We start from the raw sequence: 25,580 nt of genomic DNA, 5'->3' as shown, positions 1-25,580 counted from the left end.
GGGAGTTCTCCGTAGATGAACGCCAACAAGCGAGCGCAACCAGACAACAGCAGTCAGGTTACGCTCGCTTGCGGCGTTGGACTACATCAGATGATGGATTCCTACTTGTTCTTGGTGACCTTGTAGTACTCGATCACACCGTGCCAGTCGGTCTCAACGTTGTTCACGCTGGTGCTCCAGCCGATGGGCTGGTTCTGGGACCACAGCGGGATGTTCGGGAGGTCCTTGAACAGGATCTCCTGAGCCTTGTTGAAGACCTTGGCGCCCTCTTCAGGGGTCTTGGCCGCTTCGCCTTCGAGGAGCAGCTTGTCGAACTCGGGGTTCGAGTACTTCTCGTAGTTGGAGCTGCCGTTGGTGCCGAGGGTCGGCTCGAGGAAGTTGTAGATCGACGGGTAGTCGGCCTGCCAGCCGGCGCGGACGGCACCGGTCAGCTTGCGGCTCAGGCGATCGTCCAGCATGGTGGCGAACTTGGGGTACGGCTTGCCTTCGGCCTTGATGCCCAGGTTGTTCTTCAGCTGGTTGGCGACGGCGTCGACCCACTCCTTGTTTCCACCGTCGGTGTTGTACGCGATGGTGAAGGTCTTGGAGGCGTCCCACGGCTTGACCTTGTCGGCCTGGGCCCACAGGTCCTTTGCCTTGGCGGCGTCGAAGTTCAGGACATCGCTGCCCGGGATGTTCGCGTCGTAGCCGAGCATGGACGGAACGGTGAATTCCTTGGCCGGGGTACGGGTGTCGTGGAAGATCACCTTGGTGATCTGCGCACGGTCGATCGCGTGGGAGATGGCCTGGCGGCGGAGCGAACCGGCCTCACCCTGGAACTCCGGCAGGTACACCGGGATGTTCAGCGTGCCGTTGAGGGCGCTGGGCTTGTTGGCCGCGCGGCCGTCGAGGTCCTGCTGGAAGGTGGCGAGAGCGGTGGACGGGATGACGTCCAGCACGTCCAGGTTGTTGCCCTGGATGTCGGTGTAAGCCGCGTCGGAGTTCGTGTAGAACGCGAAGGTCACGCCGCCGTTCTTGGCTTCACGCGGGCCCTTGTAGTCGTCGTTCTTGACGAGGGCGATCTGCTTGTCGTGCTGCCAGGCGTCGGCGCCGGCCATCTTGTACGGGCCGTTGCCGATGGGGCTCTGACCGAACTTCTTGGGGTCCTTCATGGCCTCGGAGGGAAGCGGGAAGAAGACGGTGTAACCGAGACGCTGGGTCCAGTCGGACTCCGGCTGCTTCAGCTTGACGGTGAAGGTGGTGTCATCGACGACCTTCAGGCCGGACATGGTCTGGGCCTTCGGAGCGGGCTTGGCGTTGTCACCGGTGCCGGTGGTCGCGGACACCGCGTCGTAGCCCTCGAGGGAGCTGAAGAAGCTGCCGTTGGACTGGCCGTTGGTGCTCAGTGCCTCGAAGTTCCAGGAGTCCACGAAGGTCTTGGCCGTGATCGCCTCACCGTTGGTGAACTTCTGACCCGACTTGATCTTGATGGTGTAGTTCTGCGAGTCGGAGGACTCGATCGACTCGGCCAGCTCGTTCACGGTCTTGCCGCTGCTGTCGTAGCTGACGAGACCTGCGAAGAGCAGATCGACCACGCGGCCACCGAAGACCTCGTTGGTCTGGCCGGGGAGCAACGGGTTCTGCGGCTCGTTGCTGTATGCCCGCACGATGCCCTTCGGATCCGCATCGCCGCCGGTGGACCCGCCACCGTTGGTGCTGCCGCCGCCACACGCCGACAGAGCCAATGCAGCGAGGACCGCCAGGCCCAGTGCCTTGGAAGTGCGCGAGAAACGCATTCCGCCTCCTTTGGAGTTCCTGAGTAGAGATGGGGAATCTCGCGGATTCCCATGAACGAGGTCCAGGACACACAGGTGTGACTTGGCCTACATAACGTGAAAGCTTAGCTTGATTTTGTCCACCCAGTGGGCATCCGTTGCCAAACCGTGATCCTCAGACCGGCCGATTGTTACGCGCGAATGGGTTGTTGACTTGATTGTCACCTCGAGTGACGCAATGCGTCCGTATGCCGCAACATCTCGACCGCTCCCCCGGCATCTTGTCGAATGCGCAGTTCAGCGTCTCGAGGCGTCTCAGACCCGTGTCAAAGGAAAGTGCTCGCCGGCCGGCAGCCGCACTTCGAAGGCGTCCCCGGTCGAGACCTCGCCACCCCGCGACACGATGCCCATGACCCCGGCCAGACGGACCGGACTGCCCTCCCGGTCGACCTTCAGAACCTGCTTCAGGAGTCCGGTCTGGAAGCCGTTGATCTGCTGACAGGGGTTACGCAGACCCGTGACGGTGACGACCGCCGCCCCCATGACGAGCCGCGTGCCCACCGGAAGGGACAGGAGATCCACACCCCTCGTGGTCAGGTTCTCCCCCAGATCCCCCGGCTTCACGGCGAAGCCCGCGGCACGCAGCTCATCGAAGAGCTCGGCGTGGATCAGATGCACCTGCCGGAGGTTCGGCTGGGAGGGGTCCGCCGCCACCCGCGACCGGTGCTGAACGGTCACCCCGCAATGGGCATCCCCCTCGACACCCTGCCCCTCCAGCAGCCGCAACGACTCCACCGTCTCCTTGGAGAAGCCGTGCACCGGGCTGCGATGCAATGCCTCGAGGTGTCCGACGGCGCTCATGCGCGGCCACCCCGTTCGTTTCCCCGCCGGTAATTGCCCGTGGCCCGCGCCAGGAGCTGCTGCCGGCCCTCATCGTCGGCACGGGCCAGCCGTGAGGCGAGGTCCTGCGCCCGGCCTCCGGCGACGGTCACCACGAGTCGCCCGCCGCGGCGGATCAGGATCTTCCCGTCCTTGGTCTCGGCGTAATCGAAGGGGTCATCGAGGAGGCTCACGGCTCCAGCCTAGGGTCTGGGGCCACAGCCCGGAAGAGGTCCGACGTCCGGGCCCCGGCCGGCAGGGTGGCCACCCGCTCAGGCTTTCAGCAGGTCATCCGCCAGCGAGGTACGGCGGTAGAAGACCTCCCGCCCGCGCCGGTAGGCCTCCAGCAACCGCGCGGCCGAGAGCACTTTGAGGTGTTCGCTCACCGTGGCAGGAGAGATGTCCAGGTGCTGCGAGAGGTACTTCGTCGTCATGGGGATGTCCAGCTGGGCCAGCACGGCGGCCCGGGTGCCGCCCATCAGATCGGAGAGCGCGCAGTCGTCCCGGCCGCCGTCGCGCACTTCCCACAGCGACCCCACTCCGCGCGGGGCGTAGCTGACGGTCGGCGTGTAAGGGCGAGCGTTGAGGAGCACCGTGCCCGGCCAGGCGAACACGCAGGGGATCAGGATCAAGCCTGGGCCCGCCGCGTCGAAGGTGGAGTCGCAGCCCGTGCCGGAGAAGACGTCGCAGCTCTTGCCCACGAAGTCGAGCCCTTCCTCCACCCGGAGCACCTGCGGATGGAGCGTCCTGAGGACCTCGTCCAGACCGCCCCGGGCGAGCAGCCGGAGGCGGTAGTCGATGTCGGCCACCTGAAGCGCGTGAATGCGCTCCCAATGGGGTTCGACGGCGAGTTTCCACACCCACTCGACGGCATCACACAGCTCTTCCACCACGCGATGGGGCTCCGCTTCGAAGGCGTCGAGAATGGCGGGGGCGGCCGGGTGATCGGCCACGGACCGCATGATCCGCATGTCATGCAGCAGCAGGTTCGCGTCCTGGTTCAGCACGCGGTCCTTACTGTCCTGGAAGCTCTCGTCCCGCGAGGGCGTGGGGGTCAGCCCGTCCAGGATGTGGCCGTTGGCCGTGATGAAGGTCCGCAGGACCTCCCACTTGCGGGCCGCGCCGGGGCTCGCCGTGAGGACCTCTTTGGAGTCCGTGATCCATCGGCGGTGCATCGGTACCCCCTTGGCGAGCGTGAGCACCGAGGTGACCGCTTCCCACCACGGGGAGACGCAGAATCGGATCCGGGTCAGGTCCGCGGGGGTCAGCTGCAGCAACATGGTTTGAGATTACTGCCGAGGGTCGCCGGCATCGATGATTCGGTCTGCGCCGAATCGACGACGGCGGCGTCCCGCCCCCGAACACTGGGGACATGGTCACTTCACCGCTCCCCTGCAGCCCCACCGTCCGCCGTCGTCTGCTCCCGTCCCTGGTCCGTCTCATCCCCCGCCGCCGGGTGCGGCAGCCGCTTTCACCCTGTGAACAGGTTCTGCTCCGCGACCGCCTGGAGCTGGAGTATCGAACCCGCCGAGAGGCCGATCTGGTCCATCGCGAAGTCGAGCTGGCGCGTGCGCAGGCGCACGGCATCATCCACTGAGATCCACCAGCTGAAGTTCACCGGTCCCGGCTCCGGACGCCACCTGTTCTACTATCGAACATGTGAGCGACACGAGCACTCCCGGATCTCAGACCCTCAGCCGCGGTATCCGCTTGCTGGAGATCATCGCCGCGTCCGACCGGCCTCCGACCATCGCGGAGCTGGCAGGCGCGCTGGAGGTCCACCGCTCCGTCGCCTACCGGCTCCTGCTCACGCTGGAAAGCCATGGCCTGGCCTTCCGGGACGCCTCCGGACGGGTGGCCCTCGGCGCCGGTCTGGCAGCACTGGCCGCGGGGGTGTCCCGCGACCTCCAGCAGGCCGCCCTCCCCGAACTCAACGCGGTCGCCAACGAACTCGGGATGACCTGCCTCCTCGCCGTCCAGCTGGACCACGAGGAGGCGGTCACCCTGATCAGCGCGTCCCCGCGCCAGACCGTAGCCGTCGTCTCCTACCGCCCGGGACACCGCCACCCGATCACGCGTGGCGGCCCCGGGAAAGCGATCCTGCTCTCCCTCCCGGCCGAAGCCTGGCCCGACGACGTCGACGAACAGCTCCGCGCCGAGATCGACCTCAGCCGCCGACGCGGGTACGCCCTCAGCCATGACGAGGTGGTCCCGTCGCTGTGGTCGGTCGCCGTCCCGCTGACCCTGCCGGGCCAGCCGCCGGCGTCGATCGCGGTCATCCACGTCTCGCTCCCCCATGAGGAGGAGTCGATCGCCGAGCGGCTCAAAGCCGCCGGCGAGCGGATCTCGCGGGCCTACGGCGCCTGAGCACGCTCGGCGGCCCGGGCCGTCGACGACGTCGGCCGCCTCAGGCCCCCGAGGATGCCCGTGCGAAGAACGCGCTCAGTTCCTCGCGGGCCGTGAGCGGCAGGACCTGGGCGACATACTGGTCCGGCCGCACGACCACGATGACCCCGTCCCGGTCGACCCCGCGGGCCTCGAAGAGATCATGCCGCGGGTCAGCGGCGTAGACCTTCTCATAGTCGGTGACCTGGAACGGGCCGGTACGGGGCAGGAAGACCTCCGGCACCGTGGTGATGTCCACGTCCAGATGGGGCTGCTGGTAGATCACCTTGACGTCGAACCAGGCGTCCCGGTCGAGGCCGGCCGGGGTGGCGGCGAGCGGTGAGTCCGGCGACTCCGCCAGCCAGCGCCCGAGGGCGGCGGTCTCCGACGCCGGATCCAGACCGTCCCGGCCCGCGAACACGTAGATGCGCCACCGGCCATCGGCCCGGGCATGGTGTCCGAGGTGCACCGGGTTGCCGTCACACACCCGGGTGACCTCGGCGGACTTGAACCGCTTGCCCAGCGGGAAGCCGGTGGCGAGATCCTGATGATCAGCGGTCCCGACGATCAGCGACGGCGTGTACTCGGTCATGAAGCCAGCGGGGAACTCCGCGGTCTGGACGTAGAAGCGCTCCAGTTCGGCGGGATCGGCCATCTCGTCCGGGCGGGCCGCCATGAGGCTGGACCACTCCTTGTCGAAGTCGATGAGATTCTGCGCCACCACCTGACGTTCGGCGGAGTACGTGTCGAGCAGGGAGAGCGGCGCCCGGCTTTCCAGCACGTGCCCGAGCTTCCAGCCCAGGTTGAAGCCGTCCTGGATGGACACGTTCATGCCCTGCCCCGCCTTGGCGCTGTGGGTGTGGCAGGCGTCGCCCATGATGAACACGCGCGGCGTCCGCGTGCCGACCTCCTCGGCAGGGACGTCGTCGAAACGGTCCGTGACCCGGTGCCCCACCTCGTAGACGCTCCGCCAGGCGACGTGCCGGACGGTCAGCGTGTAGGGGTGCAGGATCTGATTGGCGCGGCGTTCCACTTCCTCCTGGCTCGTCAGCCGGACCTTGCCGGAGTCGTCGTGCGGCACCTCGCCGAGGTCGACGTACATGCGGAAGAGGTGGTTGCCTTCCCGGGGAATGTGGAGGATGCTGCCGCCGTCGTGGGACTGGATGGCGCACTTGCGGCGGATGTCCGGGAAGTCGGTGTCCGCGAGGACGTCCATGACGCCCCAGGCGTGGAAGGCCTGGTCCCCCACGGGTTTGCGGCCGATGGCCTCGCGGACCTTGCTGCGCGCGCCGTCGCCGCCCACCACGAACTTGGCCCGGATCACGCGCTCCGCGCCCTCGTCTTCGCCCGCCGTGCGGCGCAGCGTGACCGAGACGGGGTGCTCACCGCCGTCGTGGTCGATGTCGAGGCCCACGAACTCCCAGCCGTAGTCGGGCCGACTGCGGGTGGGAGAGTTCTTCATGAATTCCAGGAAATAGTCCTGGACGCGGGCCTGGTTCACGATGAGGTGGGGGAACTCGCTGACCCCGCTAGGGTCGTCCGGCGCCACGGCGGTGCGGATGATGTCGCCGGGCTGCTCGGGGTTCGGCTTCCAGAACGCCATTTCGGTGATCCGGTACGCCTCTTCGGTGATCCGTTGCGCGAAGCCGAACGCCTGGAAGGTCTCGACGCTGCGTGCCTGGATGCCGTCCGCCTGCCCCACCTCGAGACGGCCCGGACGGCGCTCGATGACGCGGGTGGTGACGTCCGGGAACTGGGAGAGCTGCGCGGCGAGGGTGATGCCCGCAGGCCCCGTGCCGACGATGAGGACGTCCACCTCATCCGGCAGCTCCTCCGGGCGGTCGAGCCCGACGCCGGCGGCCGGCTGGATGCGCGGGTCGCCGGAAACGTACCCATGATGGTGGAACTGCACGGTGGATCTCCTCACGTCGCTGTGTGGTGACAGACGTTGCCGATAGTCGAAGTTCGATAATAGAACTAGCAATTCCTTTATCGAATGAAGTGAGCATAACCGCCGAAAACCGGCGGGACAAGAGAACGTATACGATCCGCATCTTTGGGTATGATGTGTGACGTCCGGCACAGCACGCCCCTCCAGGCGGCTGAGCCCGGTGCCCGAAAAAGGGGCACGAAGCCGTGCGGGCAGCACGCGCGAGACACATACGGACCCCAACTCTCCGTCTGTCTCGAAAGGCACGACCATGCCCACCGTCTCTCAGCACGTCGCGATCGCCCTCTCCCGCCACATCGATCAGGTCTTCGGCCTCATGGGCAACGGGAACGCGTACTTCCTGAACTCGATCCTGTGCGACACCAAGGCCACCTTCACCGCGGTCCGCCACGAGGCCGGCGCCGTGGTGGCCGCGGACGCCCACTACCGCGCATCCGGCCGCATCGCCGCGGCCACCACCACGTATGGCGCCGGGTTCACCAACACCCTGACCGCCCTCGCGGAAGCGGCCCAGGCCCGCATCCCCCTCGTCCTGATCGTCGGGGACGAGCCGACATCCGGCCCGCGCCCCTGGGATGTGGACCAGATCGCCCTCGCGTCCGCCGTCGGCGTCCGCACGTACACCGTGGGGCGCCTCGACGCCGCGGCGACCACCATCATCGCGATCGAGCACGCCCTCGCGTACCGCCTCCCGGTGGTCCTCGCCATCCCCTACGACGTGCCCACGCTCGAAGCGGGCGACGTGCCCGCCACTCCCCCGCTGCGGCTCCCACAGCCCCAGGCGCCGGCCCCCTTCACGCAGGCCGCCATCGCCCGCGTGGCCGAGACCCTCGCCCAGGCCGAACGGCCGCTCCTGATCGCGGGGCGCGGAGCGCATCTCGCCGGCGCCGGCCCTGCCCTCGGAGCCCTCGCGGACGCCACGGGCGCCGTCACCTCCTCCAGCGCGCTCGGACGCGGCGTCTTCCCCGACGAACGGTTCGACCTCGGGGTGACCGGCGGCTTCGGAGCGCCGGGCGCCATGGAGCTCATCCACGAAGCGGACGTCGCGATCGTCTTCGGCGCGTCACTGAATCCCTTCACCATGCGATTCGGCGAGCTGTTCGCGCCGGGCACCCGCGTGGTCCAGGTGGACATCGCCCCTGCCGCGACCCATCCTCGCGTGGGTGATTATCTGCAGGGCGACGCGCGGCTGGTGGCGGAAGCGCTCACCGCGGCTCTCGACGGCGCCCGGCCGTCGGGCTGGCGGGAGACCGTCGACGTCACAGCCCTCCGCGCCCAGGATCCCGGAGAGTCCGAGCTGGCCGACGGCCGGCTCGATCCCCGGCTGGCAGCCGCGCGGATCGCCGAACTGCTGCCGGAGGACCGGATCGTGGTGAGCGACGGCGGGCACTTCATCGCGTGGGCCAACATGTTCTGGCCGGTGGCGTCGCCCACGCGCATGATCATGGTCGGCACCGCCTACCAGTCGATCGGGCTGGGCTTCCCCAGCGTCGCGGGCGCGGCTCAGGCCGACCCGGACGCGACGATCGTCCTCACGACGGGCGACGGCGGCGGCCTGATGGCGCTGTCCGATCTGGAGACGGCCGTGCGGACCGCCGGCGGCCGGGGCCTGTGCGTGGTCTGGAACGACGGCGCGTACGGCGCCGAGGTCAACCTCTACGGCCTCAAAGGCCTGGCAGAGGATCCCATGCTCATCCCGGACGTGGACTTCGCCGCTCTGGGCAGTGCCGTGGGCGCCGAGGGCGTGGTCGTGCGGCGCATCGAGGATCTCGACCGGCTCGCCGAGTGGACCTCCCGACCGGCGGGAGAGCGCCCCTTCCTCGTGCTCGACCTGAGGATCTCGCGCTCCGTGATCGCTCCCTACCAGCGCGAGGTCATCCGCGTGAACAGCTGACGCCGGGGGCGGCGTCGTCGTCGAGATGGCACTTTCTCGGGGAATCCCTGAGGTTCCGCCCGAGAAAGTGCCATCTCAACCACGCACGACGTCAACGCCGGGCCTCGCGCTCAGCTCACCGCCCTGCTCAGCGCTGTTCAGCGCTGCCAGGCGTAGACTCCGCGCGCCTGCTCCTCCTCCGCAGCGGGGCTGAGGTCGATGCCCCGCCGGTCCCGGAGGAGCAGCGTGGCGATCAGACCCACGACGGTCATGCCCAGCAGGTACCAGGTGACCGACTGGGACGTGCCCGTGGTCTGCTGGAGCCAGGCCGCGATGGTCGGAGCGAAGGCGCCACCCACGATCGCGCCGATGGCGTAGGAGATCGAGACCCCGGAGAACCGCACCGAGGCCGGGAACATCTCCGAGTACCAGGCCGATTGCGGGCCGTACGTGAAACCGAGTCCGAGCGTGAGCAGGATGAGTCCCAGGGCCAGCAGGCCGGGGGTCGCGGTGTTGACCAGCGGGAACAGGGCCAGGACCGCCGATCCTTGCAGCACCCACCCGATCAGATAGGTGTTCCTGCGGCCGATGCGGTCGCTCAGCCAGCCGGCCACGAAGGTGGACACGAGCCAGGTCACCGACGACGCGGTCACGGCCCACAGCACCGAACCGCGGTCCAGACCCACCGGCCCGTCCGGATTGGTGGCGTAGTTCTGCACATAGCCGCCGGTGGTCATGTACCCCGCGGCGTTGTTGCCGGCGAACACGAGCGCGGCCAGGAGGACCAGCGGCGTGTACCGGGCGAACAGCCGCACCACGGGCATGCCCGTCTGCTCCTTGCGCGCGGCGATCTCGGTGAACACCGGGCTCTCCTCCACCCGGCGCCGCACCCAGTAACCCACGAGGATCAGGACCACGGAGAAGAGGAACGGGATGCGCCAGCCCCAGCCGAGGAAGGCTTCGCCCGGGAAGAGCGCGTTCATGATGGCGAGCATCGCGCTCGCGAGCAGCAGCCCGATCGGCACACCGATCTGCGGCATGGCCCCGTAGAGCCCCCTCCGGTTCCGCGGGGCGTGCTCGACCGCCATCAGGACCGCGCCGCCCCACTCGCCACCGGCCGAGATCCCCTGAAGGATCCGCAGGATGATGAGCAGGATCGGCGCGAGCAGGCCGGCCTGGGCGTATCCCGGCAGCAGGCCGATGAGCACGGTCGAGACGCCCATCAGGATCAGCGTCACCACGAGGACGATCCGGCGGCCGTACTTGTCACCGAAATGGCCGGCGAGGAAGGCTCCGAGCGGGCGGAAGAGGAAGCTGATGCCCACCGTGAGGAAGGCCAGGATGGTCCCGATGCCTTTTCCGGCGGGCTCGAAGAACAGATGTCCGAAGACGAGCCCCGCGGCGGAGGCGTAAATGAAGTAGTCGTACCACTCGACGGTCGTCCCGACGACGGTGGCGAAGAGGACCCGCCTGCGGTCCGTGGCGGACGCTTCCGGGCGGGTGAGGACAGGGGATTTCTCGTTCATCTGGTGCTCCAGGGGCGAGTTCGGGCGATGCACCATCGCATTGCACCAGAAAATATACGATTTCAGATATGACCTGACAACCCCCTTGTCAGGAAATCCAGATCGTATATGATTTGGTGTACGACCTCCGTCAGCGAGTGAAGGGACGCCCGTGCCGACCAAGGAATCCACACCGTTCCAGGTGACTCCCGGCAAGATCATCGCCGTGCATCTGAGCTATGCGTCGCGTGCCGCGCAGCGCGGCCGGACGCCCGCCTCTCCCTCTTACTTCCTCAAGCCGTCGAGCTCCCTGAGCGCGTCCGGCAGCACGGTGGAGCGGCCCGCCGGCACCGAACTGCTCGCCTTCGAGGGCGAGATCGCGCTCGTCATCGGCGAACCCGCGCACCGGATCTCCGTGGGCGAGGCCTGGAACCACGTCGCCTGGGTGACGGCGTCGAACGACTGGGGGCTCTACGACCTCCGGTCCAACGACAAGGGGTCCAATCTGCGGAACAAGGGACGGGACGGCTACACCCCCGTGGGCCCAGAGCTGATCGACGCCCGCACGGTCGACCCCGCCGCGCTCCGCGTGCGGGCCTGGCGCAACGGCGACTTGGTGCAGGACGACACCTCGGGGGCCATGATCTTCCCCTTCTCCCGGCTGATCGCCGATCTCTCCCAGCACCTCACCCTCGAGACCGGCGACGTGATCCTCACCGGCACCCCGGCCGGCTCCTCCGTGGCCGTGCCGGGTGACGTGATCGAGGTCGAGGTGGACGCGCCCACGGTGGAGGGCGCGCCGTCGAGCGGGCGCCTCGTCTCCCGCGTGATCGAGGGCCCGGGGGGCTTCGACCCCGCCCTCGGCTCGTTGCCCTCCGTGGACGACCACCAGCGCGAAGAGGCCTGGGGCTCCCGTGAGGCCGCCGGTCTCGGCGAACCCGGTCCTGCCCTCTCCCCCGCCTTGCGCGCCAAGCTGCTGGAGACCCCGGTGGCGGGCCTCTCGCAGCAGCTGCGCAAGCGCGGTCTGGACAATGTGGCGATCGACGGCGTCCGGCCCTCCGTGCCCGGCACCAAGATGGTGGGCGTCGCGAAGACGCTCCGCTTCGTTCCGAACCGCGAAGACCTCTTCCGCAGCCACGGCGGCGGCTTCAACGCCCAGAAACGCGTCTTCGACTCCGTCGGAGAAGGCGAGGTCATCGTCATCGAGGCCCGCGGTGAGCGCGGCTCCGGCACGCTCGGGGACGTGCTCGCACTGCGCGCGCAGGTCCGGGGAGCGGCCGGCGTCGTGACCGACGGCGGCGTTCGGGACTACGTGACCGTGGCGGAGACCGGCCTCCCGGTCTTCAGCCAGGGCCCCCACCCCGCAGTCCTCGGACGCAAGCACGTGCCGTGGGACAGCGACCTGACCATCTCCTGCGGTGGCGCCACCGTCCAGCCCGGCGACATCATCGTCGGCGACGACGACGGCGTGATCGTCCTGCCGCCGTCGCTCGCCGAAGAGGTGGCCGACGCGGCCCTGGCCCAGGAAGCGGAGGACGCCTGGATCGCGCGTCAGGTGGCCGACGGTCATCCCGTGGACGGGCTGTTCCCCCTGAACGCCGAGTGGCGGGCCCGCTTCGAGGCCGACCACGGCACGGGAGAATGACGTCATGAGCAGCACCGTGACCTCCCTCAGCAAGTCCCAGATCGCTTACGAGTGGATCCGCGAGCGCATCGCGCGCCACGAGTTCGGGCCCGGCTACCGGCTCGTGCTCGGGTCGATCGCGTCCTCCCTGGACATGAGCGTGGTCCCGGTGCGCGAAGCCGTCCGTCGGCTCGAGGCCGAGGGGCTCGTGGAGTTCGAGCGCAATGTCGGCGCCCGTGTGACGCTGGTGGACGAGCAGGAGTACGTGCACACCATGCAGACGCTCGGCGTCGTGGAAGGTGTCGCGACCTCGCTGTCCGCGCCGCACCTCGCCTCGATCGACCTGGACCGGGCGGCGGAGATGAACGAACGCCTGCGCCGGCTCCTCGACGACTTCGACCCTCACCTCTTCACCGTGGTGAACCAGCAGTTCCACACCTTGCTGTTCGAGCCGTGCCCGAACCCGCACATCCTGGACCTGGTGCACCGGGGCTGGGCCCGCATGGCCGGGGTCCGCGACTCCACCTTCTCCTTCATCCCCGGCCGCGCCCGCGAGTCGGTGGAGGAACACGACCACATCATCGAGCTCATCCGGAGCAACGCCAGCCCTCTCGAGATCGAGATGGCTGCGCGGGACCACCGCTGGGCCACGATGAACGCCTACCTCGCCCAGCGCCATCCCGGCGACGGGCACACCGCCTGAGCACCCATCCGGGTGTCACGATCACAACCTTGGAGGAGAGCATGACCCCCACGGCCCTGGACCGCCGGCACGTCCCCGCGGACCTGCCCGAGCGCATCCGTCACTACATCGACGGGGAATTCGTCGACTCCCTCGACGGAGACACCTTCGACGTCCTCGAACCCGTCTCCAACGAAAGCTACGTCTCCGCGGCAGCGGGCAAGAAGGCCGACATCGACCGCGCCGTCGCGGCCGCCCGTCGCGCCTTCACCGAGGGGCCCTGGCCCCGCATGCTCCCCCGCGAGCGCTCCCGGATCCTGCACCGCATCGCGGACATCGTCGAGTCCCGGGACGAGCGCCTCGCCGAGCTGGAGTCCTTCGACTCGGGTCTGCCCATCACCCAGGCCCTCGGCCAGGCCCGCCGCGCGGCGGAGAACTTCCGCTTCTTCGCGGACCTGATCGTGGCCCAGGCGGATGACACCTTCAAGGTCCCCGGCCGCCAGATCAATTACGTGAACCGCAAGCCGATCGGGGTCGCGGGGCTCATCACGCCCTGGAACACCCCGTTCATGCTGGAGAGCTGGAAGCTCGGCCCCGCCCTGGCGACCGGCAACACCGTGGTGCTCAAGCCCGCCGAGTTCACCCCGCTCTCCGCCTCCCTCTGGGCCGGGATTTTCGAGGAGGCCGGCCTGCCGAAGGGCGTGTTCAACCTCGTCAACGGCCTCGGCGAGGACGCCGGCGACGCCCTGGTGAAGCACCCGGACGTGCCCCTCATCTCCTTCACGGGCGAAAGCCGCACCGGCCAGATCATCTTCGGCAACGCCGCGCCGTTCCTGAAGGGCCTGTCCATGGAACTGGGCGGCAAGAGCCCGGCCGTGGTGTTCGACGACGCCGACCTGGACGCCGCGATCGACGCCACGATCTTCGGCGTCTTCTCCCTGAACGGCGAGCGCTGCACCGCAGGCTCGCGCATCCTGGTCCAGCGCGGGATCTACGACGAATTCGTGAAGCGCTACGCCGCCCAGGCCCAGCGGGTCAAGGTCGGCTACCCGCACGATCCCGCCACGGAGGTCGGCGCGCTGGTGCACCCCGAGCACTTCGAAAAGGTCATGAGCTACATCGAGATCGGCAAGGGCGAGGGTCGCCTCGTGGCCGGCGGCGGACAGCCGGAAGGTTTCGCCTTCGGCAACTTCGTGGCGCCGACCGTGTTCGCCGACGTCGCACCGGACGCGCGGATCTTCCAGGAGGAGATCTTCGGCCCGGTCGTGGCGATCACCCCCTTCGACACCGACGAGGAGGCGCTCGCGCTGGCCAACGACACCAAGTACGGGCTCGCCGCCTATGTGTGGACGAACGATCTGAAGCGCGCCCACAACTTCTCGCAGGCCGTGGAGGCCGGCATGGTCTGGCTGAACTCGAACAACGTCCGTGATCTGCGCACCCCGTTCGGCGGCGTCAAGGCCTCCGGCCTGGGTCACGAGGGCGGCTACCGTTCGATCGACTTCTACACCGACCAGCAGGCCGTGCACATCACCCTCGGCAAGGTCCACAACCCGACCTTCGGCAAGCAGGAACCGCCTCACGAGAACGATCTAGACGACCCGGACCCCCGCTGAACCGCCCCATCTCACGCAAGGACGCATGACATGACGCATCTGGAAGACCGCACCCTCACCTCCTCCGGTTTCTACGTGAGCCAGGAGGCGCCGATCCACACGGCGAATCCGGTGGCCACCCCCGAGTCCCCCGCGCCGGACATCCTCCGCTGCGCGTACATGGAACTCGTGGTGACCGACCTGGCCGCCTCCCGGGTCTTCTACGTGGACGTGCTCGGCCTGCACGTGACCGAAGAGGACGAGGACGCGATCTACCTGCGCTCCACCGAGGAGTTCATCCACCACAATCTGGTGCTGCGCAAGGGACCCGTGGCCGCCGTCGCCGCCTTCTCCTACCGTGTCCGCACACCGGAGGACCTTGACCGCGCCGTCGCGTTCTACACGGAGCTCGGCTGTCGGGTGGAGCGTCGCCCGGAGGGCTTCGTGAAGGGCATCGGCGACTCGGTCCGTGTGGAGGATCCCCTGGGCTTCCCGTACGAGTTCTTCCACCAGACCGACCACGTGGAACGGCTGTCCTGGCGTTACGATCTGCACGTTCCGGGTGAGCTGGTGCGCCTGGACCACTTCAACCAGGTCACCCCGGATGTCCCGCGCGCTGTGAAGTTCATGCAGGACCTCGGATTCCGGGTCACGGAGGACATCCAGGATGACGAAGGCACCGTCTACGCGGCCTGGATGCGCCGCAAGCCGACCGTGCACGACACGGCGATGACCGGCGGCGACGGCCCCCGGATGCACCACGTGTGCTTCGCCACCCACGAGAAACACAACATCCTCGCGATCTGCGACAAGCTCGGGGCCCTGCGCCGCAGTGACGCGATCGAACGCGGTCCCGGGCGCCACGGCGTGTCCAACGCGTTCTACCTGTACCTGCGGGATCCGGACGGCCACCGCGTGGAGGTCTACACCCAGGACTACTACACCGGCGACCCGGACAACCCGGTGGTCACCTGGGATGTGCACGACAACCAGCGCCGCGACTGGTGGGGCAACCCGGTGGTTCCCAGCTGGTACACCGAGGCGTCGCTGGTCCTGGACCTGGACGGGAACCCGCAGCCGGTCGTCGCCCGCACCGATTCGAGCGAAATGGCCGTCACCATCGGCGCGGACGGGTTCTCCTACACCCGGCCGGACGACCAGGAGGCCATGCCCGAATGGAAGCAGGGCGAGTACAAGCTGGGAAACCAGCTCTAACGTCCGGCGCAGGAGAGAGGAACACCATGCTGAACGACAGCACCATCGCACAGCTGGCCCAGGAACTCGCCGACGCCGAACGCGACCGTGCCGTGATCCCGCGGATCACGGCACGGCACCCCGAGGCGACGATCGATGATTCGTACGCCATCCAGCGGGTCTGGCAGGAGAAGAACCTGGCGGCAGGCCGCCGGCTGGTGGGCCGCAAGATCGGGCTCACCTCCAAGGCCATGCAGCAGGCCACCGGCATCTCGGAACCCGATTACGGCGTCATGTTCGACGACACCGTCTGGGAGAACGGCTCCGTGCTGCCCTTCGACGCCTACTCGAACGTCCGGATCGAGGTGGAGCTGGCCTTCGTGCTCAACGCACCGCTGGAAGGGCCGCACTGCACGGTCATGGACGTGCTGCGCGCCACCGAGTACGTCACGCCGGCGCTGGAGGTCCTGAACTCCCACATCGAGCTGGAGGGGCGCACGATCGTGGACACCATCAGCGACAACGCGGCCTACGGTGGCATGGTGCTGGGCGGGAATCCCACCCGGCCGGACGCCGTCGACCTGCGGTGGGTCTCGGCCCTCCTGTACCGGAATGAGACGATCGAGGAGACCGGCGTCTCCGCGGGCGTCCTCAACCACCCGGCCACCGGCGTCGCGTGGCTCGCGAACAAACTGCACCATCACGGAGACCGGCTGGAGCCCGGGGAGATCATCCTGGCCGGGTCGTTCACACGGCCCGTCTGGATCTCCCGGGGCGACAGCGTGCTCTGCGACTACGGACCGTTGGGAACCATCTCATGCCGCTTCCTCTGAACCCCACTCTGCGTCACCGCCTGCAGGAGGCGGGGCGGCCCTTGTTCGGCGGCTGGGTCTGTTCCGGCTCGCCCGTCATGGCGGAGGTCATGGCCGGCTCGGGCCTCGACTGGATCCTCATCGACATGGAGCACGCGCCGAACGGGCTCGAGTCCGTGCTGTCCCAGCTGCACGCCGTGTCGGGTTACCCGGTCACGGCCGTGGTGCGGGTGCCGTCCGCCGATCCGGTGATCATCAAGCAGGTCCTGGACCTGGGCGCGCAGACCATCCTGGTCCCGATGGTCTCCACCGAGGAGCAGGCTCGCTCCGTGGCGGCCGCCGCCCAGTACCCGCCGCACGGCATCCGGGGTGTGGGGAGTGCCCTGGCGCGGTCCGCCCGCTGGAACCGCGTGCCGGACTACCTGCAGAACGCCGCCGAGCACGTGTCGGTCTTCGTGCAGGTGGAGACCGGCGAGGGCGTGGAGAATGCGCGAGCGATCGCGGCGGTGGACGGGATCGACGGCGTGTTCGTCGGCCCCAGCGACCTGGCCGCGTCGCTGGGTTTCCTGGGCCGGCAGGGCCACCCGGAGGTCGTCGCCGCGGTGGGCCGCGCCTTCGCCGACGTGACGGCAGCAGGGAAACCCGTGGGCGTCAACGCCTTCGATCCGCAGGCCGCCGCCGACTATGCGGAGGCCGGGGCGGCCTTCCTGCTCGTGGGGGCCGACGTCGCGCTGACGGCCAGGGCGTCCGAGGCTCTCGCCGCGCGCTTCATCCCTCAGCCCGGGGCCGGCGAGGACGACGGCGTCAGCGGGGCGACGACCTCGTACTGAGGCGCGCCTACCCGGCCGGGGCCGACAGGCCCGGGCCGGGTTCCTTACGGACGGACCCGCGCCGCCCACTCGCGGAGCAGCTCGCGGACCTTCTCCGGCTGGTCCAAGTGGACGTTGTGGCCGGCTTCCTCCAGCACCGCATACCCCGCGTCCGGGAAGGAATGGGCGAGGACTTCCTGATCCTCGAAGCCGACCACGTGATCCTGCCGCGCGGCGACGATCAGCACCGGCTTGGCGAACCCCGTCAGCCGGGCATCCGGCGCCGGGTCCAGGACGTACCGCTCGGCCAGCCGGTCCATGGCGCGCGTGTCCGCAGCCTTCAGCCCAGGGAGTGCCGCGGTCCGGAACCTCTCCCAGTTCTCCGGCGACTGCACCACCGACAGCTCCTCGTACGCCATCGCATCGCCGGGCTTCAGCGAGCGCAGCAGATCTTCGTCGCGCCGCAGCACGGTCTGTTCCGGCAGCGTGCGGCGGGAGAGAACCGGGTCCACCACCGGAGCGAGCAATGCCAGCCCGAGCACCTGGTCGGGCCGCCTCGCCGCCAGTTCGCGCGCCAGCAGGCCGCCCAGGGAGTTGCCGACGACGGCGAACGGACGGCCGCCCGTCAGCTCCCCCGCCGCGTCGTCGAGCCAGTCCGCGAGAGCCGGCAGGTCGCCGTCGCCGGCCAGGGCGGGAGTGCCGCCGAACCCAGGGAGGTCGAGGTACAGACGCTCCCAGCCGCCGTCGTCGAACACATCGTCCAGATCCAGGAGCAGCCGGTGGTCGATGCCGTTGCCGTGGACGAACAGGAGCGGTGTGCCCTCGCCCCGCCGGACGAGGTGCGGCCGGGGCCGAGGAGCCGCGAGGGCGAGGTACAGGAGCGGATACGGGCGCCCGGCGTCGTCGGTCTCGCTGCGCCCCGTCACGGTGAAACCATGACGGGCGTAGAAGGCGGCGGCCCCGGGGTTCTGTTCGTTCACGTCCACGGAACGCACGCCCTGCTCCGCGATCACGTGGTCCAGCAGGGCGCTCCCGATGCCCTGGCGATGAGCGGAGGCATCGACGAAGAGCATCTCCAGCCGGTCCTCGGCGGTCCCAGCGAAACCGACCACCCGCCCGTCGACCTCCGCGACGCTCAACCGCACTTGCGGGAAGTACGCCGCGGCGAGCTGCGCTTCGATCCCGTCGCGGTCCTCCGCGGTGAGGAAGCCGTGAGTGGCGTCCACGGCACTGCGCCAGATGGCGACCAGCCCGGGGTACTCCTCAGATCCGCCGCAGTCGCGGATGAGCACGGAAGACATCGCAGGGAACTCCTTCGTCAGGGCAGGATCGCCCCGGGACAGCCGGGACAGAACAGTCACCAGACTAATCGAGGGCCTTGACCTTCCGGGGCACCGTGATGGTGATGGTGGCGACCGCGATCAGGACGATGCCGGCGAGCTGGACCAGATCCGGGATGTGGCCGTACACAGCGATGTCCGCAAAGATCGCCACGGCCGGATTCACGAAGGACAGCGCCGCGAGCGCCATGGTCGAGAGCACTCGGGCCGAGCCGTAGAGCGCCGAGTACAGCAGGCCTGTGTGGATCACGCCCATCGCAGCGATCCACCACCAGCCGGTGCCGCTCCACTGCAGCTGGGCGGAGAACGGCAGCAGGAGGAGCGCGCCGGTCACGCACTGGATCAGTGTCATGACGTACGGCCGGATGCCCGTCGTATGCTTCGCCGCGAGGGTGGCGAGAGCGTAGAGGAGACCGGCCAGCAGCGCCGAGAGGACGCCGCCGATCTGGCTGGGTGATAGCCGTTCGATCCCGTCGACTCCGATGAACCGGGTCGCGAGGAGGAGGCCGCCGAAGGCCACGACCAGCCAGATCAGGTCCTTCCTCTTCGGCAGTTCCCGGCTGATCACCGCGCCGAGAGCAACGAGCAGGAACGGCTCCATGTGGTACGACACCGTTGCGACGGTCAGAGTGGTCGTGGCGAAGGACTGGAAGAGGAACACCCAGTTCGCCACGAGTGCCACGCCGCCGCCGAGAGTGAGCAGGACCGCCTTCACGGTCCAAGTGCTCTTGCGGAACGCGTCCGTCGCCAGGGCGAGGAGGAGCAGCGCACCGGAGGCGAAGACGCAACGCCACGCGACGGTGGTGATCGGGTCGGTGCCGGCCTGGATGCTGAACACCCCGATGGTGCCCCAGCCCGCCATGGCGAGCGCGAGCCAGATCTTGGCGCGCAGCACGGCGGACCGCGGGGTGGGACTTGATGGAGGCTGCCGGCGGCTGCTGGAAAGGTCTGTCGAGGAGGTCATGTATCGATCATGAGCGCGATTTTCTTTTAGCACCAGTAATAGTTTCTAGGCCATTCATCGTAGAATTTCTGAATGATCGATGTCCTCTCGCTCCGCGCTCTGATCGCCGTGGCCGACACGGGTTCGGTGACCTCGGCCGCGACGCTCCTCAGCTACACGCCGTCGAACATCACGCAGCACATCCGGCGGCTCGAACGGACCGTCCAGTGCACCTTGCTGGAGCGGGTGGGACGCGGCGTGGTGCTCACGGAGTACGCGCGGTCGCTCGTGGAGCGCGGACGCCCCATCGTCCTCGCGCTGGACGACCTGGCGGCGGCGCACGACGGCGAGCCGGCGGGCCGAGTGCGGATCGCCGTCTTCCCCACGGCGCTGCGGGGGCTGATCATCCCCGCCGTCGCGGCTCTCGCCTCCGCGCATCCGGCCCTGGTGGTGCAACCGCTCGAGCTCGAGCCCGAGGAATCCCTGCTCTTCGTCCGGACCGGGCTGACCGATTTGGCGCTCGTGAAGACCTGGGGCCGACGCGCCGAGGAGACGCCCGACCCCGACCTCCGGCGCATCTCGCTCGGGGTGGACCGGGTGGATGCGATCCTCCCCGGCGACCATCCGTTGGCCGCACAGCCAGGGGTCTCCATGAAGCAGCTGCGGCACGAGCCGTGGGCCGTGACACCGGACGACGGTCCGTATCGCCAGTGGATCGCCGCGCAGGGCGGACTCGGCAACCCCACCGGGCCCGTCTACGAGGCCGCGGAGTTCCAGTCGATCATCGAGTACATCGCCGCAGGACTGGCCGTGGGCGCGGTCCCCCGGCTCGGCCGCGGACCCCTCCCTCCGGGGGTCGTCGCCGTGCCGCTCACGGATGAGGCGTCCTTCCGGGAGGTGTCACTCGTGGTCCGGGCGGCTGCCGCGGACGGCCCCAATCTGCACGCGGTCATCCAGGGGATCCTGCGGCAGTCAGGTTCGTCCCTGGAAACTCCGTGAGAATGAGGTGGACAAGCACTTCACCTCTCAGCCCGTGCCGGCCTGGCCGGGCCTCCACCCGCCAGCAAAGGACGAGCACATGACGCAGAAGGTCGCAGTGGTCACGGGAGCCTCCTCGGGGATCGGCGAGGCCGCCGCCCGCGGATTGCACGCAGCAGGCTTCACCGTCTATGCGGCAGCCCGCCGCCTGGACCGGATGGCCGCCCTCGCCGCATCCGGCATCCACACGATCGCGCTCGATGTCACGGATGCGGAGTCGGCCTCCGCCGCGATCGCCGCGATCCTGGAGGCGGAGGGCCGGATCGACGTGCTGGTCAACAACGCCGGCTATGGATCCTACGGCTCGGTGGAGGAGGTTCCCCTTTCGACGGCTCAGGCACAGCTCGACGTCAACGTCCTGGGGCTGGCACGGATGGCTCAGCTCGTGATCCCGGGGATGCGTGCTCAGGGCAGCGGCCGGATCCTCAACGTCAGCTCCATGGGTGGCCGCTTCGCCATGCCGATGGGCGCGTGGTACCACGCCAGCAAGTACGCGGTCGAGGGACTCAGCGACGCCTTGCGGATGGAGCTCGCGCCGTTCGGGATCGACGTCGTGCTCATCGAGCCGGGGTCGATCCGGACCGAGTGGGGCGGCATCGCCGCGGGGAACCTTCAGGAGGTCTCCGGGGACGGACCCTACGCCCGACAGGCCGCCGCCATGGCCGTGACGATCGGTGGCAGCTCGGGTCCGACGGCGCGCCTGGCCTCCCGGCCTGAAGTGGTCGCCAAAGCCGTCGTGAAGGCCTCGACCGTCAAGCACCCCCGGACGCGGTATCTTCCGGGCTTCGGCGCCAAGCCTTTGGTGTTCCTGCGGGCCGTGCTCCCCGACCGCGCTTTCGATGCCCTCATCGCTCGTGGGCTGGGGGGTTAGAGCGCCCCTCCACCCGGCACGGGTACGGTGTTGCCATGGATCGCCTCCTCCTGATCAGACATGCCGAAGCCGCGCCGTCCGACGAATCCGATCCGGGCCTCAGCCCGATGGGCAGGGAGCAAGTTGAACGTCTGGGAGAACTCCTCGCGACCTCCCAGGCGAACACTCTCCTGCACGGACCTCGGCGGAGGGCCCGGGAGACCGCGGAACTCCTCGGACGGAAACTCGGCCTCCCCCCGACGCTCTCGGATCTCTTGGAGGATCGCACCCCCTACCCGTCGGACGACCGTGCCGATGACTACTCTCCGCGCCAGTGGGATTACCTCCGCTCGGTCCCTCCGGAAGAACGCGACATCAACGGCGTCATGATGGCCGAGGCCTGGCGAGCGCTGACCGTTTCTGAGCAGCCCGGAACCGTGATCGCAGTGACTCACGCCTTCGTGGTGGGATCCTTCGTGGGCACCGCGCTCGGAGCCGCTCCGGATGCTTGGATGAAGCTCCACATCGGGAACACCGGCATCACGGAGCTGCACCGCGGAAGATACGACGACTGGGTGGTTGATGGGGTGAACGGGATCCCGCACCTGAGATTGTCGGGCGGAACATGCACTCCGCCGAGTGATTGAGCCGCTTCCGGCTGAAGGGCCTTTTTCAGCTCAACGGCCAGGACCAGTGCACGTCAGCGGCGCTGCAGTCCCTGGCCATGCTGCGAGCATGAGACAGTGCCCGTTTGGTGCTCAAGGGCACCGCGGATTCCCAGACCCAGTCCTTGGGAAGGACATGGAGGGCGAGGGTCTCCAACCGTTGTCGTTCATCGACAGCGCGGACGAGCACGACGGCGAGATTCTGAATCCCCCACCACAGCACAGCGCTTCCGTGGGGAATGGCTCCGGCCTCGAGCACCTTCCGCCCGTATCCGTCGTCGGGACTGAGGACCGACTCGGCGTGAAAGGAGTCGCCGCCGTAGAAGTGAATGCAGTGACGCCTCAGCATGGTCTCGGTCTCGAGGAGCGCGTCGGCGTCACCGGATTCGCTCAGAGGGGCTATCGCGAGAGGGAAGATGGCATGGTCGCCTCGGTCGACGACGGGCAGGCCAAGATCTCCCCAACGGGGCTTCCTCCAGGTGGGGATCGTCTCCAGGGTGCGGAGGAGCGCAATGCCATCCGTGATGTTCTCGACGTCGGTCATGGACACTGATCCTGCCATGACCGGCGTCGGCCGCACAGGACTACTCCCTCACCCCTTTTCGACCGGCAGCCAGAGCTCACACGAGGCGAAGCTCTCCGTGAATTCCAGGTACCGCACGATCGACGGCCCGGGCCTCAGCCGCCACGGGTTCGACGGGAACCATTCGGTCGCCGTCGCGGCCCACAGATTCTGCAGCGTTTCCGGGAACGGACCCCGCGCGGCGAACACCGCCCAGGTGCCGGCGTCGAGCGGGAGCGAATCGAGGTCTTCGGGAACCTCCGTACCGGCGTCCACCGCGACGCCGTGCACATACGTGAGCAGGGATCCTTCCGGAGCGTCGGGGTCGACACCGTCGGTGACGGCGAGGATGCCTGACGGTTCGGCGTTGCTCAGGGCCTTGAGGCGCACGTGCTCCTCGACCGGGATCGCGGCGATGTGCGCCTGAATGTCGGGGTTCACCCCTTCGTGGAGGAGCGGGACCCGAGCGGCATGCCCGACGAGCATGAGGTCGGGCAGTTCGGTGATGGTGACGTCCATGGACGTGCCCCCTTCTACGCTCAGGCGGAACCTGAGCATGGTGTGAGTGCTGAGCGGACCACCATGGCGTCGCACGTCGGACGGGCTGGCGCCGTGCACGGAACGGAACGCCCGGCCGAACGCCTCGACCGACCCGTAGCCGTAGCGCACGGCCACATCGAGGAGATGCGGCGCGCCTGCGGCCAGTTCGGCGCCGGCGAGGGTCATCCGGCGGTTGCGGATGTACTCCGAGAGCGGCACCTGCGCCAGCGATGCGAACATCCTCCGCAGGTGATACTCCGTGGTGCCGTGCCGCCGGGCGAATCCGGCGACGTCGATCGGCTCACCGAGGTTCTCCTCGATGTGGTCGACCAGGGCGTTGAGCGTGGCGATCATGTGGTCCTCCTGACACCAATGATTCTCCGGGGCGGGCCGGGGACGGGACCCGATAGTTCCGGTCAGGTTCGATCAGGGTTGCGGCCCCTTCGGCAACCGCACAGCGAGCGGATCGAAGGAAGGCCCACGGTCGGACCGCAGCCTGCCGTACGTCGCGACGTCGATCCGCTGTCCCTCGATCAGGAACTTGCCGCGTTCGGTTCCTTCCCGGACGAAGCCCGCCGCTTTCGCCACGGCACCCGACGCCGGGTTGTTGAGGCGGTGTCCGAGTTCGAGACGCTCCAGGCCGCTGTGCGACAAAGCACGGTCGGCGATGGTCGCCGCGGCACGGCTCATCAGGCCCCTGCCGCGGGCGGCGGCGTTCATCCAGTACCAGAACCAGCCGGAGCGGTTGTCCGCGTCCACGCTCACACAGACCAGCCCCACCAGACGCTCACCGTCCACGATGACCCAGGGGTCATGCGGAGTGTCGGCGGAGACGAGATTGGTGACGTAGCGCTGGGCCTCTTCCAGGGTGGTCACCCGACCCTGGCGCTCCATATCCGGACTCGAACGGAACGCCGCGAGCACCTCGGGCGTGTCCTCGAGCGTTAGAGGCCGGAGAAATGCTTCGGTGCCCGCAGTGGAGGAGTCCGCCGGCGCGGGAATTTCCGATGCGGAGTCTTGTGGCCCGGCGGCCCGTTCAGCATCAGCCACGACCCGCCCCAGCAGGGCCCCGAAGCCCGCGCACAGCACGTGACCGTGCTCCAAGGGCGCCCACCAGCAGGTCCAGCGCTGCGCCGGCCCCTCGGACGGATGCTCCTCACCGGCCTGCCATCGTTCCGGGACGGAGTCCCCCACCGGCGCCAGCTGGAAGAAATGACGCTGGTGACGCTCCTCCTTGGCCGGCCTCACATCGTAGATCTCCGTGCCCAGTTCACGGACCACACGGGTCCTCAGGCCGGTCTCCTCGAGCACCTCCCGGACAGCGGCTTCCACGGGAGACTCCCCCGCCTCGACCGTCCCCGCCGGCACCTGAACGCCCGTGACCTCGATCGACACGTCGTCGTGGGTGAAGACCAGGAGTCGGCCGCAGTGGATGACGTACGCGACGGCCTTCTGGACCACCCGCGCCTCCCGGCGGGCTGCGCCGCTCACGCCATGCCCCGGACTCGGGCCGCCGCCAGGATGTCGTCGTTCGCTCGCGACCACGCCTCGATCATCCCGGCGCCTCCGTGGCCTTCCCCCTCATCGATCACCAGACGGGACCCGGGCCATGCGCGATGCACTTCCCAGGCGGTCACCGCAGGACCGGAAACGTCGTTCCGGCCGTGGATGAGCACGCCGGGTATGTCCGCGATGCCGGCCATACCCGCCAGGAGTCCGGCCTCACAAAACCCTGAGTTCGACCAGTAATGCGTCGTCAGCGTCGCGAACGCGAGGCGGTAGGCGTCGGACTCCCATCTCGGGTCTCTGGAGAATCCGCCGGCGCCGATGGACACGTGGGTGTCCTCCCAGAGCGCCCATTCCTTCGACGCCGCGTCGCGGAGCGCACTGTCCGGGGATCGCAGGAGCCGGGCATAGGCATCGATCAATCTGCCCTCGCCCCGCCGGTATCCGATACCCGAACCCTCCGCGAACGCAGCAAATCTGTCCCAGGCCTCGGGGAACATCATGCCGACTCCTTCGGTGATCCACTCGACCTCGCGGCGGCTCGTCGTGGTGACCGCCACGAGCACGAGCCCCATCACCCGGTCCGGGTGGGTCTGGGCATACGCCAGCGCCAGGGTGGAACCCCACGAGACCCCATTGACCACCCAGCGATCGATCCCGCGGTCGGCACGAAGTGATTCGATATCGCTGATGAGATGGGCCGTCGTGTTCACCCCGAGGTCTGTCAGCGGATCGGAGGCGTGCGGCAGTGAGCGTCCGCACCCTCGCTGTTCAAAGCCCACCACCCGGGTCCGCTCCAGATCCACCCGGCGCCGATAGCCACTCGCACCGAGTCCTCCGCCGGGACCTCCGTGCAGATAGAGGACGGGAGTTCCCAGGGGGTCGCCCCACTCCTCCCAGTAGATCCGCTGGCCATCGGTGACCTCGAGGAATCCGGACTCGCGAGGAACCTCTGACATGCCGTCACGCCCTTTCCCTGCCGCGCCCCTGGAGGCGACGGGTCGCCGTCGTCGTGGCCGCCGTCGACCGTGCCACAGCACGAGCCTGCCACACGACCTCCGGTTCCACGGCGA

General features: G+C 68.5%; 24 protein-coding genes. 12 read left to right on the top strand and 12 right to left on the bottom strand.

The window, feature by feature from the left end; all coding sequences use genetic code 11:
* Positions 1-101 precede the first annotated feature (101 nt).
* The 4 genes from BLV63_RS06680 to BLV63_RS06665 form a co-directional block, all read right to left on the bottom strand.
* Complete coding sequence (locus BLV63_RS06680) at positions 102-1,775, bottom strand: peptide ABC transporter substrate-binding protein (protein ID WP_066211269.1); 1,674 nt, start codon at positions 1,773-1,775, stop codon at positions 102-104.
* Between the two features lie 294 nt (positions 1,776-2,069).
* A complete protein-coding gene (locus tag BLV63_RS06675) occupies positions 2,070-2,615 on the bottom strand; it encodes an MOSC domain-containing protein (protein ID WP_066211271.1) in 546 nt (181 codons plus the stop codon).
* Positions 2,612-2,827 carry a hypothetical protein gene (locus tag BLV63_RS06670; RefSeq protein WP_066211274.1) on the bottom strand — a complete coding sequence of 72 codons (216 nt, stop codon included), beginning with the start codon at positions 2,825-2,827 and terminating at the stop codon, positions 2,612-2,614. Before BLV63_RS06670 ends, BLV63_RS06675 begins: the two co-directional genes overlap by 4 nt.
* Positions 2,828-2,905: 78 nt before the next feature.
* Positions 2,906-3,913, bottom strand: coding sequence for an ArsR/SmtB family transcription factor (locus BLV63_RS06665; protein WP_066211276.1), 1,008 nt, complete (start codon positions 3,911-3,913; stop codon positions 2,906-2,908).
* A gap of 92 nt (positions 3,914-4,005) precedes the next feature.
* Here BLV63_RS06665 and BLV63_RS18335 point away from each other — a divergent pair, with 92 nt between their 5' ends.
* Positions 4,006-4,230, top strand: a complete 225-nt coding sequence (locus tag BLV63_RS18335; RefSeq protein ID WP_139244657.1) for a hypothetical protein — start codon at positions 4,006-4,008, stop codon at positions 4,228-4,230.
* Between the two features lie 62 nt (positions 4,231-4,292).
* On the top strand, positions 4,293-5,000 hold the full coding sequence (locus BLV63_RS06660) for an IclR family transcriptional regulator (RefSeq protein ID WP_066211278.1): 708 nt from the start codon (positions 4,293-4,295) through the stop codon (positions 4,998-5,000).
* Between the two features lie 40 nt (positions 5,001-5,040).
* Here BLV63_RS06660 and BLV63_RS06655 read toward each other — a convergent pair whose 3' ends face one another.
* The gene (locus BLV63_RS06655; protein ID WP_066211279.1) at positions 5,041-6,930 is read right to left on the bottom strand and encodes an FAD-binding monooxygenase; all 1,890 of its coding nucleotides are present in this window, start codon (positions 6,928-6,930) and stop codon (positions 5,041-5,043) included.
* A 289-nt stretch (positions 6,931-7,219) separates the two neighbouring features.
* Here BLV63_RS06655 and BLV63_RS06650 point away from each other — a divergent pair, with 289 nt between their 5' ends.
* Positions 7,220-8,863, top strand: a complete 1,644-nt coding sequence (locus tag BLV63_RS06650; RefSeq protein WP_066211280.1) for a thiamine pyrophosphate-binding protein — start codon at positions 7,220-7,222, stop codon at positions 8,861-8,863.
* A 137-nt stretch (positions 8,864-9,000) separates the two neighbouring features.
* On the opposite strand, the gene BLV63_RS06645 is transcribed toward BLV63_RS06650, so the two are convergent.
* Positions 9,001-10,368: an MFS transporter gene (locus tag BLV63_RS06645; protein WP_066211282.1), complete on the bottom strand. Its 1,368-nt coding sequence runs from the start codon at positions 10,366-10,368 to the stop codon at positions 9,001-9,003.
* Positions 10,369-10,519: 151 nt separating this feature from the next.
* Here BLV63_RS06645 and BLV63_RS06640 point away from each other — a divergent pair, with 151 nt between their 5' ends.
* Genes BLV63_RS06640 through BLV63_RS06615 form a run of 6 tightly spaced genes read left to right on the top strand, consistent with a single transcriptional unit; the run spans position 10,520 to position 17,084 of the window.
* Positions 10,520-11,992, top strand: a complete 1,473-nt coding sequence (locus BLV63_RS06640) for a fumarylacetoacetate hydrolase family protein (RefSeq protein ID WP_066211284.1) — start codon at positions 10,520-10,522, stop codon at positions 11,990-11,992.
* 4 nt (positions 11,993-11,996) lie between these two features.
* Entirely contained in the window at positions 11,997-12,674 is a 678-nt protein-coding gene (locus BLV63_RS06635; RefSeq protein ID WP_066211286.1) for a GntR family transcriptional regulator, read from the top strand.
* Between the two features lie 41 nt (positions 12,675-12,715).
* Positions 12,716-14,269: a 5-carboxymethyl-2-hydroxymuconate semialdehyde dehydrogenase gene (gene hpaE, locus BLV63_RS06630; protein ID WP_066211288.1), complete on the top strand. Its 1,554-nt coding sequence runs from the start codon at positions 12,716-12,718 to the stop codon at positions 14,267-14,269.
* A gap of 30 nt (positions 14,270-14,299) precedes the next feature.
* Positions 14,300-15,463, top strand: coding sequence for a 3,4-dihydroxyphenylacetate 2,3-dioxygenase (hpaD, locus tag BLV63_RS06625; protein WP_066211290.1), 1,164 nt, complete (start codon positions 14,300-14,302; stop codon positions 15,461-15,463).
* 26 nt (positions 15,464-15,489) lie between these two features.
* Positions 15,490-16,275: a 2-oxo-hept-4-ene-1,7-dioate hydratase gene (gene hpaH / locus BLV63_RS06620; RefSeq protein WP_066211292.1), complete on the top strand. Its 786-nt coding sequence runs from the start codon at positions 15,490-15,492 to the stop codon at positions 16,273-16,275.
* Entirely contained in the window at positions 16,260-17,084 is an 825-nt protein-coding gene (locus BLV63_RS06615) for an HpcH/HpaI aldolase family protein (RefSeq protein WP_066211293.1), read from the top strand. The genes hpaH and BLV63_RS06615 overlap by 16 nt, the downstream gene beginning before the upstream one ends.
* 44 nt (positions 17,085-17,128) lie before the next feature.
* Here BLV63_RS06615 and BLV63_RS19110 read toward each other — a convergent pair whose 3' ends face one another.
* On the bottom strand, positions 17,129-18,364 hold the full coding sequence (locus BLV63_RS19110) for an alpha/beta fold hydrolase (RefSeq protein ID WP_082724018.1): 1,236 nt from the start codon (positions 18,362-18,364) through the stop codon (positions 17,129-17,131).
* A gap of 64 nt (positions 18,365-18,428) precedes the next feature.
* Complete coding sequence (locus BLV63_RS06600; RefSeq protein WP_082724019.1) at positions 18,429-19,367, bottom strand: DMT family transporter; 939 nt, start codon at positions 19,365-19,367, stop codon at positions 18,429-18,431.
* A 72-nt stretch (positions 19,368-19,439) separates the two neighbouring features.
* On the opposite strand from BLV63_RS06600, the gene BLV63_RS06595 reads away from it, so the two are divergent.
* From BLV63_RS06595 to BLV63_RS06585, 3 genes are all read left to right on the top strand, one after another.
* Positions 19,440-20,345, top strand: a complete 906-nt coding sequence (locus BLV63_RS06595) for a LysR family transcriptional regulator (protein ID WP_066211296.1) — start codon at positions 19,440-19,442, stop codon at positions 20,343-20,345.
* A 79-nt stretch (positions 20,346-20,424) separates the two neighbouring features.
* The gene (locus BLV63_RS06590) at positions 20,425-21,255 is read left to right on the top strand and encodes an oxidoreductase (RefSeq protein WP_066211298.1); all 831 of its coding nucleotides are present in this window, start codon (positions 20,425-20,427) and stop codon (positions 21,253-21,255) included.
* Between the two features lie 35 nt (positions 21,256-21,290).
* The gene (locus tag BLV63_RS06585; RefSeq protein ID WP_066211300.1) at positions 21,291-21,881 is read left to right on the top strand and encodes a histidine phosphatase family protein; all 591 of its coding nucleotides are present in this window, start codon (positions 21,291-21,293) and stop codon (positions 21,879-21,881) included.
* Positions 21,882-21,906: 25 nt separating this feature from the next.
* Here the strand turns inward: BLV63_RS06585 and BLV63_RS06580 are convergent, their stop codons facing one another.
* From BLV63_RS06580 to BLV63_RS06560, 4 genes are all read right to left on the bottom strand, one after another.
* Positions 21,907-22,443 (bottom strand): hypothetical protein, encoded by a 537-nt coding sequence (locus BLV63_RS06580; RefSeq protein WP_066211303.1) that lies wholly within the window; start codon positions 22,441-22,443, stop codon positions 21,907-21,909.
* A 48-nt stretch (positions 22,444-22,491) separates the two neighbouring features.
* Positions 22,492-23,355, bottom strand: a complete 864-nt coding sequence (locus BLV63_RS06575; protein WP_066211306.1) for an AraC family transcriptional regulator — start codon at positions 23,353-23,355, stop codon at positions 22,492-22,494.
* A 72-nt stretch (positions 23,356-23,427) separates the two neighbouring features.
* Positions 23,428-24,492: a GNAT family N-acetyltransferase gene (locus BLV63_RS18765; protein WP_217640442.1), complete on the bottom strand. Its 1,065-nt coding sequence runs from the start codon at positions 24,490-24,492 to the stop codon at positions 23,428-23,430.
* The gene (locus BLV63_RS06560) at positions 24,489-25,466 is read right to left on the bottom strand and encodes an alpha/beta fold hydrolase (protein WP_066211308.1); all 978 of its coding nucleotides are present in this window, start codon (positions 25,464-25,466) and stop codon (positions 24,489-24,491) included. The genes BLV63_RS18765 and BLV63_RS06560 overlap by 4 nt, the downstream gene beginning before the upstream one ends.
* Positions 25,467-25,580 lie beyond the last annotated feature (114 nt).

It is taken from the genome of Arthrobacter woluwensis (assembly GCF_900105345.1).
In the GTDB taxonomy this organism is placed as follows: Bacteria; Actinomycetota; Actinomycetes; order Actinomycetales; family Micrococcaceae; genus Arthrobacter_E; species Arthrobacter_E woluwensis.
This window is presented reverse-complemented; position numbering and strand designations above follow the sequence as displayed.